At 37.1% G+C, this 18,161-nt stretch carries 15 protein-coding genes, 1 tRNA gene and 1 pseudogene; 8 read left to right on the top strand and 9 right to left on the bottom strand.

The window, feature by feature from the left end:
* Positions 1-91: 91 nt before the first annotated feature.
* Positions 92-168: transfer RNA gene (locus H4J76_RS17495), tRNA-Trp, on the bottom strand.
* A 152-nt stretch (positions 169-320) separates the two neighbouring features.
* The gene (gene aceK, locus H4J76_RS17490) at positions 321-2,054 is read right to left on the bottom strand and encodes a bifunctional isocitrate dehydrogenase kinase/phosphatase (RefSeq protein WP_182231022.1); all 1,734 of its coding nucleotides are present in this window, start codon (positions 2,052-2,054) and stop codon (positions 321-323) included.
* A gap of 238 nt (positions 2,055-2,292) precedes the next feature.
* On the opposite strand from aceK, the gene queA reads away from it, so the two are divergent.
* From queA to secF, 5 genes are all read left to right on the top strand, one after another.
* A complete protein-coding gene (queA, locus tag H4J76_RS17485) occupies positions 2,293-3,345 on the top strand; it encodes a tRNA preQ1(34) S-adenosylmethionine ribosyltransferase-isomerase QueA (RefSeq protein WP_182218313.1) in 1,053 nt (350 codons plus the stop codon).
* Between the two features lie 126 nt (positions 3,346-3,471).
* Entirely contained in the window at positions 3,472-4,587 is a 1,116-nt protein-coding gene (gene tgt / locus H4J76_RS17480) for a tRNA guanosine(34) transglycosylase Tgt (protein WP_182171367.1), read from the top strand.
* Between the two features lie 58 nt (positions 4,588-4,645).
* On the top strand, positions 4,646-4,981 hold the full coding sequence (yajC, locus tag H4J76_RS17475; RefSeq protein ID WP_182171028.1) for a preprotein translocase subunit YajC: 336 nt from the start codon (positions 4,646-4,648) through the stop codon (positions 4,979-4,981).
* 102 nt (positions 4,982-5,083) lie between these two features.
* Positions 5,084-6,931: a protein translocase subunit SecD gene (secD, locus tag H4J76_RS17470; protein WP_182231021.1), complete on the top strand. Its 1,848-nt coding sequence runs from the start codon at positions 5,084-5,086 to the stop codon at positions 6,929-6,931.
* A gap of 13 nt (positions 6,932-6,944) precedes the next feature.
* Complete coding sequence (gene secF / locus H4J76_RS17465) at positions 6,945-7,892, top strand: protein translocase subunit SecF (protein ID WP_070376037.1); 948 nt, start codon at positions 6,945-6,947, stop codon at positions 7,890-7,892.
* A 321-nt stretch (positions 7,893-8,213) separates the two neighbouring features.
* Here the strand turns inward: secF and H4J76_RS17460 are convergent, their stop codons facing one another.
* Entirely contained in the window at positions 8,214-9,413 is a 1,200-nt protein-coding gene (locus tag H4J76_RS17460; protein WP_182231020.1) for an HD-GYP domain-containing protein, read from the bottom strand.
* Positions 9,414-9,552: 139 nt separating this feature from the next.
* On the opposite strand from H4J76_RS17460, the gene H4J76_RS17455 reads away from it, so the two are divergent.
* Positions 9,553-9,924 (top strand): DUF2750 domain-containing protein, encoded by a 372-nt coding sequence (locus tag H4J76_RS17455; protein ID WP_070376038.1) that lies wholly within the window; start codon positions 9,553-9,555, stop codon positions 9,922-9,924.
* Positions 9,925-9,976: 52 nt separating this feature from the next.
* On the opposite strand, the gene H4J76_RS17450 is transcribed toward H4J76_RS17455, so the two are convergent.
* The 5 genes from H4J76_RS17450 to can all read right to left on the bottom strand — a co-directional run bounded on the left by H4J76_RS17450 (position 9,977) and on the right by can (position 14,337).
* A complete protein-coding gene (locus H4J76_RS17450; protein ID WP_182218318.1) occupies positions 9,977-10,627 on the bottom strand; it encodes a sulfotransferase in 651 nt (216 codons plus the stop codon).
* Between the two features lie 7 nt (positions 10,628-10,634).
* A complete protein-coding gene (locus tag H4J76_RS17445; protein WP_259364945.1) occupies positions 10,635-12,233 on the bottom strand; it encodes a PH domain-containing protein in 1,599 nt (532 codons plus the stop codon).
* Positions 12,226-12,789: a PH domain-containing protein gene (locus tag H4J76_RS17440; RefSeq protein ID WP_182231019.1), complete on the bottom strand. Its 564-nt coding sequence runs from the start codon at positions 12,787-12,789 to the stop codon at positions 12,226-12,228. The genes H4J76_RS17445 and H4J76_RS17440 overlap by 8 nt, the downstream gene beginning before the upstream one ends.
* 138 nt (positions 12,790-12,927) lie before the next feature.
* On the bottom strand, positions 12,928-13,734 hold the full coding sequence (gene cobA / locus H4J76_RS17435; RefSeq protein ID WP_182231018.1) for a uroporphyrinogen-III C-methyltransferase: 807 nt from the start codon (positions 13,732-13,734) through the stop codon (positions 12,928-12,930).
* A gap of 3 nt (positions 13,735-13,737) precedes the next feature.
* Positions 13,738-14,337 carry a carbonate dehydratase gene (gene can / locus H4J76_RS17430; protein ID WP_070376043.1) on the bottom strand — a complete coding sequence of 200 codons (600 nt, stop codon included), beginning with the start codon at positions 14,335-14,337 and terminating at the stop codon, positions 13,738-13,740.
* Positions 14,338-14,999: 662 nt separating this feature from the next.
* Between can and H4J76_RS17425 the strand changes: the two genes are divergently transcribed.
* Positions 15,000-16,166: a methyl-accepting chemotaxis protein gene (locus tag H4J76_RS17425; RefSeq protein ID WP_182218333.1), complete on the top strand. Its 1,167-nt coding sequence runs from the start codon at positions 15,000-15,002 to the stop codon at positions 16,164-16,166.
* A gap of 435 nt (positions 16,167-16,601) precedes the next feature.
* On the opposite strand, the gene H4J76_RS17420 is transcribed toward H4J76_RS17425, so the two are convergent.
* Entirely contained in the window at positions 16,602-17,378 is a 777-nt protein-coding gene (locus H4J76_RS17420) for a hypothetical protein (RefSeq protein WP_182231017.1), read from the bottom strand.
* A 303-nt stretch (positions 17,379-17,681) separates the two neighbouring features.
* Between H4J76_RS17420 and H4J76_RS17415 the strand changes: the two are divergent.
* Positions 17,682-18,161, top strand: a pseudogene (locus H4J76_RS17415) (transposase); the annotation flags it as partial.

The following is an 18,161-nucleotide window of genomic DNA, read 5'->3' as shown; positions in this document are numbered from 1 at the left end:
TTATTTAGATATGACTGAGTTGCGATTAGGTTAACGATGATTTATAAAGAGAAGCTTATTGATCATAGCTAGAAATAGCTAAGAAAAGAATTGGCAGGGGTGGAGAGATTCGAACTCCCAACCGTCGGTTTTGGAGACCGCTGTTCTACCAATTGGAACTACACCCCTGCAACGGATTCGAATTATACGCAAGCAATAGCAAAGGTAAAGCGCTAAAGTCAAAAAAAATGAAATAAATGACTGTTTGCTTAAAATAACAACATTGCGTTTGTTTTAAACTCAATTATTGTCAGGTAAAGCAAACAATCACAGATACAATATTAATTATTACAAAAACGTAGTGCCTCTGGGTAGGGGAATACATCTTCAAATTTACCCGTAGCCACACTTTTTTGGCATTGTTGCCAAAAATTGGCTTCTAACAAATCGGCATGATGTAATAAAAAAGCATTGCGGTATTTCTTATTTGCCAGCGCAAAAGTCGCAATTTCCTCTGGAAACATGTCGCCAGGTGCTACCGAGTACCAAGGTTCTGCTGCATAAATTTGTTCCTCGGTAATCGCTTCTGGTTTCACCCTAAAGTTAACTTCATCCATATAGGTTATTTCATCATAATCGTAAAATATGACTCGTCCGTGTCGGGTTACGCCAAAGTTTTTGAGTAACATGTCGCCGGGGAAAATATTGGCAGCAATTAACTGTTTGATCGCGCTGCCATAGCCATACATTGCTTCTTCAATTTCCTCATCACTTGCTTTAGCTAAATATAAATTGAGCGGTGTCATACGACGCTCAATATATAAATGTTTGATGATAATTAATTCATCTTCAAAACGAATAATAGATTGAGCAACATTGAGCAGCTCTGTTAATAATTCTTCACTAAAACGGTCTTTGGGAAAAGCAACTTCAGAGTATTCCATGGTGTCAGCCATTCGTCCAACTCGGTCATGTAATTTAACTAAGCGATATTTCCCTTTAACTTCTTGCTTAGTCATGGTCTTACTCGGGGCAAATTTATCTTTTATAATTTTAAAAACATAAGGGTAAGAGGGTAAGGTAAATACTGACATCACCATACCTTTAATACCTGCAGCTAATTCAAATTTGTCATCACTTGCGTCGAGGTGATTGAGAAAATCGCGATAAAACTGTGTTTTACCTTGTTTATGAAAACCAATGGCTGAATATAAATCGGCTAAGGTTTTATGAGGTATTAAGCGTTTTAAAAATTGCACTAAAGCAAAGGGGTGCTGACAGTCGACAAAAAAGTAAGCGCGGGCAAAACCGAAAACTACCGCCATATTTGCCCCTTCGGTTAACAAAGCATCTATGTATAATCCTGCTGCTTTTCCTTCTTTTTCATTATTAACAATAGGGACAATAAAAGGTGTTTCACCGCCAGGAGAAATAACGCGACCAATAATATAAGCCCCTTTGTTACGATAGAATATAAAATCAAGAATATCGAACTTCAATTCGCTAAGTTTATATCGTGTTTTATGTGCTTGAACGCGAAAAGACTTTATAAGACTTTTCATGTCTCTTTCTAAGTTAACAAAGGGAATGTTGAAGTTGGCATTATTCATAATAGCCGCAATAGTTTGCTCTAGGCCTAACTCACTTGGCAAATAGCGCGTGTATATAACCGGACTGGCAATGTTTTCTATTTTTTCAACGGTACTTTTTACAAAAATAAAAGCATTGTGGTAGTACTTACGTTCAAATAAATGACAAAAGATAGAGTTATAAAAACTCTCTGCTAGCTCTGGTTGATGGTGTTCTTTTAATAAATCGACGTAACTTACCTTAACGTTTTGCCATAAAAGCTCGTCAAGATTCGAGACAAAAAAATCTTTTTTAATGGTCTCAAGTGTTTCTTCAACACGTTTATCATAAAAGTCTGTTCTACTTTTTGCTGCATCTTGAACCGCTTGCCATTGGCAGAGTTCAAAGCGTTTTTTTGCGGATTGAGTAATTTCACTAAAAAGATAGATATGTCGCTCAAAGCCATTCAGGATGGTTTTAGCGAGAGCAAAAGCAATATTGTTCATGATATTTTCAACTATAAATTTATCGATAATCTCAGCATACGGTAAATTGTCAAAAAGGGGAGATAAAGTTTCCAATATGATGATTATAAACAAGGTAAATACAGAGCTGTTTTATATTTAAGGTCTCTTGACCCTTTATTGCCACTGTATCGGCGTTATTACTTGCTATTGTTGGCGCTGAACACTAAAATTACGCGTTTTTTATTCTCTTAAAATAGATATTCTAATTGGTATTTACATGCGCGTAGCTGACTTTTCTTTTGATTTACCCGAAGAACTTATTGCCCGATATCCGAAAGCGGATCGTACCTCAAGTCGTTTAATGTCTGTTAACGGTAATAGTGGTGAAATCCTTGATCTTGGATTTACCGACATTATTGAACAACTTAATGCTGGTGATCTACTTATCTTCAATAATACCCGCGTAATACCCGCACGTATGTTTGGACAAAAAGAAAGTGGTGGGAAAATTGAAGTTTTGGTTGAAAGGATCCTCGACGAAAAACGTTTTCTTGCTCATATTCGTGCCAGTAAGTCACCAAAAGTGGGTAACAAACTTATTCTAGAAGGCAAAGTCTCTGCGACTATGCTTGGTCGCCATGGTGCTCTATTTGAATTAGAAATACAGGGTGAACAATCAGTTTTATCTGTGCTTGAAGAAATTGGCCATATGCCATTACCTCCGTACATAGACCGTCCTGATGAAGACAGCGATCGTGAAAGATATCAAACTGTTTATAATGAAAAACCTGGTGCGGTTGCTGCACCTACCGCAGGTTTACATTTTGATGAAAATTTATTAGAAAAAATAAAAGCTAAGGGTGTCGATCTCGCTTTTATTACCTTACACGTTGGCGCGGGTACTTTTCAGCCAGTAAAAGTCGATGAAATAGCCGACCATATTATGCATGCTGAGTATGTTGAAGTATCTGACGAAGTTGTTCAACAGATAGCCCTTACAAAAGCGAATGGCGGTCGCGTTATCGCAGTTGGTACAACATCGGTACGTTCTATAGAAAGTGCCGCTAAGGTGGCTAAAGATAAAGCTTTACCGCTTAGCGCTTTTTATGGTGACACTGATATCTTTATTACCCCAGGATATGAATTTCAAGTGATTGATGCCTTAATCACTAATTTTCATTTATCAGAGTCAACACTGTTAATGCTCGTTAGCGCCTTCTCGGGTTACGAACACATGATGTCTGCATATCAACATGCAGTGCATGAAAAATATCGTTTTTTCAGTTATGGCGATGCGATGTTTTTAACGAAAAAAGATTACAATATTTAAGATGACATACAAAGCGTTTAATAATTTATAATAAACAACCGCTAGCCTGTTTCGCTAGAGGGTTTGGAGAAAGTCTATATGACAGATAAAACAGTAGCACCAGTGACTAAACCAGTAAAAAGCAAGATGAAGTATCAATTAATCAATACTGACGGTAAAGCACGTCGAGGCCGTTTAACGTTTGATCGCGGTACAGTAGAAACGCCAGCGTTTATGCCAGTAGGGACTTATGGCACGGTTAAAGGCATGAAAATGGAAGATGTTGAGGCAACAGGCGCTGAAATTATTCTAGGCAACACTTTTCATCTTATGCTACGTCCTGGTACTGAAATTGTTGAACAGTTTGGCGGTTTACATAATTTTATTAATTGGCAAAAACCAATTCTTACTGACTCTGGTGGTTTTCAGGTGTTCAGTTTAGGTAAAATGCGTAAGATTACCGAAGAAGGGGTTAAGTTTAGTTCTCCTATTAACGGTGATAAAATAATGCTGACCCCTGAACGTTCAATGGAAGTTCAGCGCAGTTTAGATGCCGATGTTGTGATGATTTTTGATGAGTGTACGCCATATCCTGCATCACATGAAGAATCAAAAAGTTCGATGGAATTATCACTACGCTGGGCACAGCGTTCTAAAGTTGCTCATGGCGATAATCAATCAGCTTTGTTTGGTATTGTACAAGGTGGCATGTATGAAGACTTACGTGAAGTTTCTGTTAAAGGTTTAAAAGACATCGAGTTTGATGGTTATGCGATCGGTGGTTTATCAGTAGGTGAACCCAAAGAAGATATGATCCGCATTCTTGATCACACCACCCCCTTGATCCCTGAGAATAAACCCCGATATCTTATGGGTGTTGGAAAGCCTGAGGACTTGGTTGAAGGTGTGCGTCGTGGTATTGATATGTTTGATTGTGTTATGCCAACACGTAATGCCCGAAATGGTCATCTATTTGTGACTAACGGCGTTATTAAAATCCGTAATGCCAGCCACAAAACAGATACAGGGCCATTAGACAGCGAATGTGACTGTTATACCTGTAAAAATTATTCACGCGCTTATTTGCATCATTTAGATAAGTGTAATGAAATTCTAGGCTCACAATTAAATACCTTACATAACTTACATTTTTATCAACGTGTTATGAAAGGATTGCGTGCGGCTATAGAGCAAGGTAAGTTAGACGACTTCGTGAGCGAGTTTTATGCGTTACGCGGATTACCCGTTCCAGAACTAAAATAGCTATTTACACAAATTAAAAGAATTATCCATTTATTAACAATAAAAATCAGAGGAAATTATGAGTTTATTTATCAGTGAAGCACACGCAGCAACCGGCGCACCAGCAGGTGCCGATGGCACATCAATGTTGATCATGCTAGCCGTTTTTGGTTTAGTTTTTTACTTTATGATTTACCGCCCACAAGCTAAGCGTGTAAAAGAGCATAAAGGCCTAATGTCAGCATTATCAAAAGGCGATGAAGTTTTAACACAAGGCGGCATCGTCGGTAAAATTGTGAAAGTTTCAGACGAAAAAGATTATATCGTAGTAAGTGTTGCTGAAGGTACTGAAGTTGTTCTTCAAAAAGCAGCAATCAATGCGGTATTACCTAAAGGCACAATGAAGTCATTGTAATTCGTAGTGGGTTAGTTATTTGCTTAGCTTCTTGCTAAACAAGTTTAGCATTATGACTAACCTGCAATGATTTAAAAGAACGTTAATAAAAAGGATGAACTTGTGCTAAACAAATACCCCTTATGGAAAACACTGATGGTGCTATTTATAGTCGCTTTTGGTGCTTTATATGCTTTACCTAATTTATACCCTGAAGACCCTGCCGTGCAGGTTTCAGGTTTACGTGGCGTTGAAGCCAATGCTGGAACGCTTGATAGCGTAAAGAGCGATTTGACTGCAGATAATATTTCATTCTCAAGTATTGTGCTTGAAAATGGCCAATTACTTGTCCGTTTTAGTGATACCGAGCAACAACTTCGTGCCCGTGATTTGCTTGAGGAAAGTTTAGGCGATAAATTTTCGGTGGCGTTAAATCTTACGCCGGCAACACCTGCATGGTTAGCAAGTGTTGGTGGTACACCGATGAAGTTAGGTTTAGATTTAAGTGGTGGTGTTAGCTTTCTAATGGAAGTGAACATGAGTGAAGCGATAGTTAAAGCGCAAGACGCCTTAGTTGATGACTTTCGTACTGATTTACGTGGCGAAAAAATTCGTTACCGCAGTGTCAAAAAATCGAACGACTCCATCAATGTTCAGTTTCGTAATGCGGAAGACTTAACTACAGCACATGACTTTTTGAAAAAACGCTACCGTGACTTTTTAATGTCAGAAAATGCGGATAATTTAACTTTGTCTGCAAAAATGACCGATGAAAAAATTAAAGAAGTTCGCGAATATGCCTTGCAACAAAACATTACCATTATTCGTAATCGTGTTAATGAATTGGGTGTCTCTGAGCCGCTTGTGCAACGCCAAGGCAAAAAACACATCATCATTGAATTACCCGGCGTGCAAGATACAGCTAAAGCAAAAGAAATTTTAAATGCAACGGCAACTATCGAATTTAGACTCGTTGATACCGACGGTGATTTAAGTGCTGCACTCAATGGCCGAGTGCCAGCAAGCTCTAAGTTATTATATGAACGTGACGGCAAACCTGTTTTATTGAAAAAACGTGTGATGCTAACCGGTGATCATATTGTTGATGCAGGCTCAAGCTTTGACGAATATAGCCGTCCACAAGTAAATATTTCGCTTGATTCTGCCGGCGGTGGAAAAATGTCCAATGGGACTAAAAGTAATATCGGTAAGCCAATGGCGACCGTATTTATTGAATATAAACCCACTGACCGTAAAGATGCTGAAGGGAATACTATTTTTGAAAAAATAGAAGAAGTTATCTCAGTAGCAACCATTCAAGCACGTTTAGGTAAAACCTTCCGCATTACTGGTGCGGGTAGCCAAAGTGAAGCACATAATTTAGCATTATTGTTACGTGCTGGAGCACTTGTAGCACCTATTCAAATTGTTGAAGAGCGAACGGTTGGACCTACATTAGGTGCTGAAAATGTTAGGCTTGGTTTTGAAGCTATTTTAATGGGCTTTGGCTTAGTGTTTATTTTTATGATTATTTATTACCGTGCTTTTGGTGTGGTAGCAAATCTAGCACTTGGTGCTAACTTAATCTTAATTGTTGGGGTAATGTCGTTAATTCCTGGGGCAACATTAACGTTACCCGGTATGGCAGGTATTGTACTAACAGTTGGTATGGCAGTAGATGCCAACGTACTTATATTCGAACGTATACGAGAAGAAATACGTGAAGGTAAGTCGATTCAACAATCTATTCACCAAGGATATGAGGCAGCATTTTCAACCATTATTGATGCCAATATTACCACGCTTATTGCGGCACTTATTTTGTATGCTATTGGTACAGGTCCGATTAAGGGTTTTGCGATAACGTTATCTATCGGTATTCTTACCTCAATGTTTACAGCGGTTGTTGGTACACGAACCGTAGTTAATGCTGTTTGGGGCGGAAAACGTCTCGACAAACTTTCAATATAGGGCGTAGATATTTATGCAAATTTTACAATTAAAAGAAACTGTCGCCTTTATGAGTTACCGCAAGGGAGCATTGATGTTTAGTGTTTTATTGATGCTTGCTTCTGTATTTTCTTTAATGACCAATAAATTAAACTTTGGCCTAGATTTTACGGGTGGAACATTAATTGAGGTGGGTTTTGAAAAAGCGGCTGATTTAAACAAAATTCGTGCGGTAATGGACAGTAATGGCTATCCAGATGCGGTTGTGCAGTTATATGGTACTAGCCGTGATGTGGTTATTCGTTTAGCAGAGCGCGAAGGTTTAAACGTTGAAATGCTCGGTAATGAAGTACTTAGTGCCTTACAAGAAGGCACAGGGCAAACCATGGAAATGCGCCGTATTGAATTTGTTGGTGGCAGCGTCGGCGATGAATTAGCAGAGCAGGGCGGATTAGCGATGTTAACTGCGCTAATTTGTATTCTCGTTTACGTAGCATTCCGCTTTGAATGGCGTTTCGCTTTAGGTTCGGTGTTTGCTTTATTTCATGATGTATTGTTAACACTGGGCTTGTTCTCAGTATTAAAACTTGAGTTTGACCTGACGGTGCTTGCAGCGATATTGGCGGTTATAGGTTACTCACTCAATGATACGATTGTTGTGTCTGACCGTATTCGTGAAAACTTTCGTAAATTACGTGAAGGCGGGCCAGCAGATATTATCAATATTTCGTTAACACAAACCTTAAGTCGTACTTTTATAACGTCAATAACCACGTTATTAGTATTAGCTGCACTGTTTTTTAGAGGTGGTGAGCTTATTCATGGTTTCGCAACCGCGTTATTGTTTGGGGTCTTTGTTGGTACTTATTCATCTATTTATGTAGCAAGCTCTGTTGCACTCGCTTTTGGTATTTCTAAAGAAGACTTGATACCAGAAGTGATTGATAAAGAAGGCGCAGATCAAGAAGAGATGACGCCTTAACGTATCAATCAGATAATAAAAGTTGTTAACTAAAAGCCGAGTATTCTTACTCGGCTTTTTATTGTCTTATCAAGAAGATTAACTGATTAGCACCGTTTAAAAGGGCTTATTAATAACTATTAAGATGATATTTGAAATAAAATTGTGCTAATTTTCAATTTTATTAGTGTATGGTATTTACATTAAATAGTTTATTAGTATAATTACTCTAGTTCTTAAGGGCTATGCTCTTACCAAACTTTTGTTATTCCCTTACAAATGTTTTTATGCCGCGTAACTTACGCGGCTTTTTTTTGCCTAAAAAAGGACATTTAAGGTACGTTAGGCTTTATTGGCAATGTCGTGTATCACTTTAGCAATGTTAATATTATAGTCTTCAGCTCGGGCCGAGCCAACGATGGTAATAGTGACAAGTGAAAGGTCGCAATCTTTTGAATTAATATAATTTTGGAGTTTTAAGCTATAAAAAATTTTTACTTTAGGTTTTAGCGGGTCAGCTCTGTTGCCTTCAACTACAATGGCTATTTTATCATTTGATAGTTTAACCAGTGAGCCCACCGGATGGACACCTAAATATTTAATAAACTGTTGAACAAGTTGCTGATCAAACTTGCCTTTTTCTGCTAATAAATAACGTAACGCGTTAATGGGTTGTTGACCTTTTTTATAAGCTTTATCACCTGTTACAGCGTCATAAACATCAATAATTGCAGTAATACGAGCAAGTTTAGAAAGTTTTTCTTTTTTTAAACCCCTCGGGTAGCCAGAACCATCTAATCGTTCATGGTGATTAATCAACATATCCATAATAATAGGATCATTAAAGCCATCTTTTTTACAAAGCTGATGTCCCCATGCAAGGTGCTTTTTAACAATATCCATTTCATTAACTGTCAGTTTATCTGGTTTTTCAATGATCCCTTTGGGTATTTTTGCAACACCAATATCATGTAATAAAGCGCCTAATGTCATTTTTTCAGCGGTTTCTTTATTTAAGCCAAGGAAAAGTGCAAAGCCGCATACTAAGATGGCGCAGTTAGTGGCATGCTCCCATTGATAGGTAGAGTGATGGCGAATACGCGTTAAAATAGTTATGGCATATTGATTACGAATAACCGAGTTGGTTATCTCTGAGGCGAGCAAACTGATTGCCTGTGGTGATAGATTTTTTTGACTTTTCGCTTGATCGAACAAATCCTGAATTTTTTTATTACTATCATCATAGATTTCACACGAACGTGAAAATTCTTCATTTAATGAGCACGGTAAAATCACTGACTCTGCAGTTGATAGTTTCTCTTCTTTAGCTGTTAAATTTTTATTTTGTTCCTTATCAGACTCAAGTTTGATAATAACTTGAGTAACGCCTTGTTTTTTTAAAGACATTATTGTGCTTTGAGAGTTAACTCTGCCTTGGTTTTTTACTTTTGTTTTGCTGTGTTTAAGCATTACGGTGGTAACGAACATACCAATTTCTAATTCATCAATGCTTAATGTCTTCAATCTAACTTCTTCAGTCATATAGTATTTTTATTATTATTGTTCCATATTCATTCATACTTGCTTATTTTTTATACTTTTACAATAAATTGTTATATTAGCAAATGAGATGGTGTGAGATAATTAAAGACTGCTCATTAATTAATTGATACCAATAATCATGAATTCAACAATCTTAAGCACCTTTTTAGTCGACGTTAAAAACAACCAATCGTTCTGGGCACTGCAAGAAAAGTCAGCAGAAGATTGGGTGGTACTTGACTCTATTAATTTTGAAAACACTGAAGTTATGCCATTATGGTCAAGCCAAGAACTCGCTCAGAAGCATTGTGTTGATGAATGGCAGGAATATGTACCGACTAAAATAACTTTAAGTGACTGGTTGGAATTTTGGTTAGAAGACCTTAGTGAAGACGGCGTTATTGTTGGTATTAATTGGCAAGAAGAAACTAGTGATACAGATGATAATACATATGTTGAGTTAGATTTAGCCGAGTTTAGTCAAGCACTCGCTGAAATTGAAGCTTTGTAACGTTTAGAAAAAGCAGTATGTTGACTTTATTATAGAGCTCAACGTGCTGTTGTTATTCGCCTGATACATCTAAATAAGTTAGTAAACTTATTCGACCATTCTTGGTCGACGCTATTTTATTTTTATTGATTAAATCTTTCCAGGCGGTCACTTTGCCACCCGTATTGAGCCGCTCAAAGCTTGCCGACTCATTTCCTTGCGCTAAAGATAAAAAGTTGAGTAATTTCTGATAACTGTCTGACTCGCTAACATCTATAGTCAGTAAGTCTTGTGGGCGAGCAATAAAATATTGCCCAACCTCACTCTTATGCCGCTGGTAGCATAATGATAAAAAATTATCATCTTCAATATTATCTGACGTAAAAGGTGAAAATGTACTCTGGTAACAGCGTTTAATGATCGTATTAAAACCACCATCATCTCGGGTGACATTGATATACATTCGTTGAAGTAATTGCTTAATCGACGGTAACCATTTTTGTGACTCACGGGACAAATAGATAAATTTACTGTTAGGGTAAAATGTATCTAGACGTTTAAAATCAGCAAAAATGGGCGTATCGGCGATCACTTGTGCATGATCAAAAGTTTTTTGCGTATAAGCTGTGTGTGCGACGGTATAGCCGAGTTCAAGCATAGCGGCACAAATACTGGTGGTGCCGGTGCGAGGTAAGCCGATAATGAATATTTTAGTGCTGTTCATCTCTTAGTTACATCCAAGATTTGCGGCTGCTTTCTACTTGGTAAAGTGCATTATCAAGTAATTGGTAGGCAAACTCTTGTTTGATAAAAGGAATATCTTGAGCGCCTGCCGCTAATACTATGCTTACTGAACTGAGTTGGTGGCGCTTTTGAAACCAACTTTGTTTAAACTGAACTTGTTGAGTTTTAAAAATAGGAAAACAGTAATAGTCGACGCCAAAATAACCTTTACGGATATAAATAAAATCTTCATCTTTAGCATAGCCCCAACGAAACCAACGCATAAAAATTAACAAACCAACAAATAAATAACCCGGAATTATAGCCATTAATAAATTAGTTTTATCAACAGTGATGAAAAAGACTAACAGTGAAATAAATATCGGGGTGAGAATATAGCCAAGATTACGCAAAAGAAAGCGTTTACTAATGCTTTGATAATCAACAGTCATCATTTTATTAGTTGGGTATACGTTGTTAACCAACGCCAAACATTCGCTAGGATTAATTGATGGAACAATAATACGATTATTTTCTGCACTCGCTTGATACTGATTTAAAGCACTATTGCTTTGCTCAAATTTAAGGTTAATTCGTTTGAGTATCACATCAAGCCAATCTTGTTGACGAACTACCATTTGCAGGCGGGATAACCGCATGATCACTTCATACTTGGTTAACAGACCACTACGGCGAATATAACGATCGTCGACTTTACTTAAGGTGAACTGGTAAAAAGTAATAATAGAACCGGCGATAGAAAATAAGGTAAAAGGTAATAAAATAATAAAAGTTAAGGTCAGTGCGTATAAACCAACTTGCCACATGGGTTTATCAGCAAACGTTAAGAATTTTTCAAGGTCGATACCTAAGCCATTAAAAAATTCAACAATATAGCGACCAAAATCATCAAAAAATGGTGCTAAGCCACCGAGGAAAATCCAGATTCTGTTGTTAGTTAAGCCATGAATAATAAGGTCTGTAATACTACGTGTGTTTAAAATAGTTTCGTTGTTTTGATCCTTAGATGCTAAGTCATTAACTGTTTCGGTCTCGGCATCGGCGACTGTTGAACTTGCTATTTTATGCTGAGCTAAAATTTCTACTTTAAGTTGTTCGGCAAAGTCTACTTTTAAAGCGACGACTTTAGCTTCTTGCATAGCGGAGCCTGCAGTATCAAGCTGGAGGCAGGTAAAACCGAATAGTCGATAATACAACGGCTGCTCTAGTTTTACGTTTTGAATTTTAGCAAAGGGTAAATTAACGTATTTCTTTGAAATTACGCCAGAGCGTATTTCAATATGATCCTGATATAATCGATACTGAAAGAAGTAGAAACTTAAAAAGGTCGAGATCATAATAATGGCGAGTATGGCTAAACCTATTGGTAGCCACAAATGGGGATGTGCAATAAAATTATCGTAACCTAAATATAATGCGGGTAAAAAAACGACGATATTACTTAAAAATCCCATCACAAATTTTGCTAAAAAATACATAATAGCGATAGGTGATATACGCTGCCAGTCTTTGGTGTTTTGTTTCGAGCCAAGAGGGGGAATTGTTACTTCTCCGTCGCTCTCTAGCGTCGGTGTTGATTTATCCATGATGGTTAACATCTTTGTGATCAAGAATAAATTGGCGAATGCTCTCTGCTTTCTCTAACGGTAAACCTGGGATTTCAAAAGTGTGCAGTGCACCACCAGCGCTGAAAACTTGCAGTTTAGCCAAACCTATTTTTCGGTCAATAGGACCACGCTTTAGCTCTACATGTTGAATACGTAGCATGGGTTGGCTAACAGTTTTGAGAAAAATAACGCCACTTTGATAACTAAGATCTTGTTGGCGAAGTGCGTAAAACTTTCTTTTATCAGCAACTATAGTGTAAAGGGTACTCATAAAGCCAACCAGTGCTATTATCCAAATAACATAACTTAGAAAGTTACTTACTGCAGTAGTTAAGGTAATAAAGTGTTGTAGCTGAACGATGAATAAAATACTTATAATAAACAGGGTGAGAAATAAGGAGATATAGCGGTTACTTTTTGCATAAAGCGGCGATAACATTTCAAATTTTAGAGAGTCTAATCTTGGTAAATCGTTACTCGTTAAACCTGTGTTTGAAAAGTTAACCGTTCCTGGGATATTCTCGGTGCCCTGCATAATCGCTATTCCTATTATTTTTATTATCAAAAGAGTGGGTAATTGTTATTATAATTATTAATATAAACCGAACAATATGATTAATATTGGCGCAGTGCGGAGCTTGATTTTCTTAAAAGATTTTTTGGGTGTTTAGTATTATTCTGGTGATAAATAACCTAAATTCATCAAGCGCTTCTCATCAAAGGTGTTAATAACATCACCAATAATGACTAATGTTGGTGGTTTTATATCATGTAATTCAACTAAGTGGTTCAATCCCGCTAACGTACCACGGTAAACTTGTTGTTCTGGATTTGTTCCTTTATAAATCAATGCTGCGGGTGTTGAAGCTTTACGACCCGCCTTGATTAGTTGCTCACTGATAATGGGTAAGCTTTTGATCCCCATATAAAAGACAACGGTTTGTTTATTATCGTTAAGTGTGTGCCATGGCAGTGATAATTCACCATTGTCTTGGACGTTACCAGTAATAAAGGTGCAACTTTGTGCAACTTGTCTATGTGTTAAAGGAATACCTACATAGCTTGTACAAGCAGAGGCCGCGGTCATTCCTGGTACAATATGACAAGCGATGCCATTTTTTAAGGTATATTGTGCTTCTTCACCTCCTCGACCAAAAACAAAAGGATCGCCGCCTTTTAAGCGTAAAACTTTTTTGTTTTGTTTAGCATAATCAACTAATAACTGATTAATTTTTTCTTGGGGTACTCTGTGTTCTGCTTGTTTTTTACCGACATAAATTCGCTGACAATTTTCGGGTAATAACGCTAATATTTCAGCACTTACTAATCGGTCATAAATGGCGACTTCAGCTTGTTTAATAAAACGAAAAGCTTGTATGGTTAATAAATCAGGATCGCCAGGACCCGCGCCAACTAAAGCGACTTCGCCACAAGCAAAAGGTTGTTTACTGTTAGGTGAGTCAGGCATTATTAAGGTCATTGGTTATTTACCATTAGAAGAAACGTTTAAGTTCTTCAAAATACCGTCGTGTATATTATAGACAAAGCCGTGTACGGTGACATCTTGATTGGCATTCCAGGCACTGACTAATGTGGTTGTATGACAAACATTGGCTACCTGCTCAATCACATTGAGTTCACAAAGTAAGTTGACCTTTGTTTGCTGGTCTTCAACGGCATCAAGGCGCTCTTTGTGAAAACGATAAACATCTTTAATATGCCCTAACCAATTATCGATTAGCCCATGACGCTTATTATCAATTGATGCTGTAATACCGCCACAGCCATAGTGACCACATACTATTATATGTTTAACTTTTAGGTTTTCTACAGCAAATTGAATAACAGAAAGGCAATTTAAATCGGTATGGATAACTTGATTAGCAATATTACGATGAACAAACACTTCGCCTGGAGACATACCGAGCAATTCATTGGCTGGTACTCTTGAGTCAGAGCAACCTATCCATAAATATTCCGGTTTTTGTTGTTCTGACAAGCGTTTAAAAAAATCGGGGTCTGCTTTTTTTATCTTTTCAGCCCACTGCTGATTATTGTCGAACAAATGTTGAATTGAAGTCACGGAATGCCTTGTTAAATAATCTATTCATTGATTTTATGAGAATACACCAAAAAGTGAAAGATAAATGTGATATCAATTATTTATGATGTATATCCATTTAGTTGGGCACTTAGCCATAACTGCCGATATTATGAAAACTTAACTAGGCAGAGTCATCTCAACCTTATGTGAGCGACAATTTTAGCAATACAAAAACTAAAGCAGTTGTACTAAAAAGAAAAACAATCAAAGTAGCTGAGTTTGGTGTGCTGACTAAGAAGAAATCAACTTATCTATTAGCTAAAAAAGGGCGATTTAGGTGAATTTAAGCAAAGCAAATAGCCAATACTTTTAATCATGTCGTTATAAAGGGAAAATTAAATGGTTTATGTCCCAATAAAAATAAAGTTTGGCTTTGATTTTAGCTAAACTATTTATTGTCTTTCTCTTTTTATTTATCCGCCAGCACCTATCATTATATTATAAGTGCTGGCGGTTAACGTTGAATGTTCGACAATCAATTGTTACTTGGTATCGTTAAAATAACAGCTGATTTTTGTCGAATGGTATAAATTAGTAAATATTATTAGCAAAACTGCTAAATAATAGGTAATTTATAAGGAAATAAAGACAAGTAGCTTTAATCTCAGCTATTTTTTTTAAACTAACATCATGGATACTCTATGTTTACTCGCTTAAGCGTGAAATTACTTATACCGACTGCTGTTTTTGGATTATTAGCTGTATTATTTATTTTGCTATTTACAGATGAGTTAAGTAAGTCGTCTGTTATCGGTATATTGTCTCTATTAGTGATTGCCCAATTAATATCAGGTTATATATTTACTCAAAGTCAGCTGTCTTCTCGATTAACAAAGTTACTTCATTACTTAACACTTGTGGTGAGTACCAAGCAGGCGCCTCCTGGCCCATTAGTTGATGAAGGTAATGATGAACTCGCTCAAGTCACCAATGAGCTTAGTGCTTTTATTGGAGACTTATCCGATGTGCTTGCTGAATTGCGAACCGAGTCTGAATCGTTAAAAGAGGGGTCATTTTTACTGGCCACACAAATGACTGATTCAGTGAGAGCCGTTGATGATTCTGCCCGTCAAATAGAACTTATGGCTCACTCTATTGATGAAGTCGCGTCAACGTCTAGTATACTTTCAGAGAGTGCTTCACAGGTAAGTGAGACGACTAATCAAGTTATTGACATTTTATCGCAAGGTACAACTTCTTCAAATACCAGTCAGCAAACCATTGAAGCTTTTTCTAAAGAAGTTACCGAAATGGCGACAGACTTAGCGCTACTGCAAACAGAGTGTTCAAATATCGGTTCTGTTCTGGATGTTATTCGTGGCATTGCCGACCAAACAAACTTACTCGCATTAAATGCAGCGATAGAAGCAGCGCGAGCAGGTGAGCAAGGTCGCGGTTTCGCAGTTGTTGCCGATGAAGTAAGAGCACTTGCGCATAGAACACAAGAAGCAACGGTTGAAATTCATTCAATGGTTGAAGGTCTGCAAGAGAAATCAACGAATGCTGTAACGGCGATTTCGCGTGGTCAAGCATTGACGCAAGACAGTTTAACGCATTCAGCCGAAGTGGTTGAAGCGTTAGAGCAAATAGGTCGAGTCTTTAAAGAGGTTAATGCCTTAACCTCTCAAATTGCTAGTGGCACTGAACAGCAACAGCAATCAACTGCAGCGGTTAATACCAATATGGCTGAAGTTGCCTCTTTGAGTCGAGATATCACTAATGGCTTAAGTTCTGTTGCCCAGCATGCAGAGCAACAGCAAAAGGTATCTGTTGATGTTGCTACGACCCTAAATAGGATTTGTGTTTAGAAACTAGCATGTAAAAGCACAGAGAGTAACGTTATATCATAAGCCCATTTAAACATGGGCTTTTTTATGTTCAGGATGTACGGTGATGATTTTTGCGAAACATCATAAGGTGTGACGATGCCTATAGCAGCAAGACCATTCAATGGCATCATGGCATTATTACTTTCGTGTATGTCGATACCGAGTGAAGCTCCACAGACGTAGTATAATGTTTGATATTGGCATCATTTATGACAGTTGACTTTTAATAGGTGATAAACAGATTATCTTGTTTTTTAGAAATTGCATTTTAGTGAAAACCTCTGATCTTCAGCCAGCAATACTAATAATCACTTTATGTACATTATAGTTAGTCATTCATTAATTTCTAAGTCCGCTTTAGGATCATTGCTGCCGTTAATATTTCAATTTTAGAGACTAAATAATGTGGTAGCGCTAAAAGCGCCAAGTTCCATCTATATCTAACAAGCCGAAATTATTACCATCAACTCTTATCCATGATATACCGTATTTAATCGCAGTTGTGTGTGAAAACCAATAGTGATGTGCCAATGAAATAGTGAGTAAGGTCTCATTATTCCAGTCATCAGAAAAATCAGAATAAACTACACCAGCTTTATAAGCGTTATGTTTAGCAATGTAAAAGGTGGTAAATATTTTTGCCGTAATTCGTTCTTCGTTATGCGAAATTGAAGAAGCAATGTCCAAACCTTTCCCTCCATTAATGCTTGTATATCTAGCTTTAATAGCAATTAAAGTATCGCTGTCATATTGAGAGTTATTGGATTCGACATAATCATCAATGATATCCGTATATTCACTATTTTCAGAGTAGTTATGGATACCAATCCCTAACGTCAATTGTTGGCTAACCGCATAGTTCAGAACAAGGTCAGTGAGTAATTCATCTTCTTCATATTTGCTCGTCTTTAATGCCCCATTACGGTCAGTATAACTGTCTTTATGTGTTTTGTGTTGGTAGCTAAAATCTGCTTCTAAACTCCAACGTTGACTAAAATATAACTTGCCAGCTAAGTTAGGATTAGAGTTAAGAGCATTCAAATCAACTTTTAACCAACTGTTCCTACCTAAATGGGATTGCAAATCGTAAGGCTGTTCATTATCGGCAACAGGAGAAAAATAGTATTTATAACGGGCACCGACAATCGGAAATTCAGACCAATCTCCATCTATAAATGAAAGACTAGCCAAATTGATAACACCGTATTGTAATTCATGTTTAATTGTTTTTTTTTCTGACTCTGCGAAAGCTGGTACTGATAATAAAACGGATGACAGGAAGATTAAATGAGATGTTTTAATAATAAATCCTTTTAGTATTAATGAGTTGCCAAGTAATCTTACTTTATGTTGATTATTTTAGTCAACTTTTTTTCTTTCGAATTATGCTCTTGTTCTGACTAAAAAATATTATTAAGCCACCCATAATAACTTGTTTGTTTTTTCAACAATAAACTACACTTAAATTACCCTCTTATAAGTGTGGTGATTGTTATGCCTAAGCCTCGTTCACAACAAATCAGTTTATCTGATACGCCGTATTATCATATTTGCAGTCAAACCGTTCGCAAAGCCTTTTTATGTGGTGTTGATAAAGAAACCGGTGTCAGTTATGAGCACAGGCGTCATTGGATTGAACAGCGCATTTTTAAATTATCTCAGGTCTTTGCTATTGATATATGTGCTCATGCTGTCATGAATAATCACTTACATTTAGTCCTTCATGTTGATAGTGAACAAGCTAACAACTGGACGACGCTAGAGGTACTGTCCCGTTGGCATAAGTTGTTTAAAGGCACCCTGTTGACTCGTCAATTTCAACAAGAGCAATCATTAACTACATTAACCCCATTCGAAATGGAAATGGTTGAAGAAACAGCACAGGTCTATAAACAGCGCTTAATCGATATCAGTTGGTTTATGCGGGCATTAAACGAGCCTATTGCTCGACAAGCCAATAAAGAAGATAAATGC

The sequence above is a fragment of the Colwellia sp. BRX9-1 genome (assembly GCF_014077195.1).
Lineage (GTDB): Bacteria > Pseudomonadota > Gammaproteobacteria > Enterobacterales > Alteromonadaceae > Colwellia_A.
The sequence above is the reverse complement of the archived record's forward strand: the minus strand, read 5'-3'. Positions and strand labels throughout refer to the sequence as shown.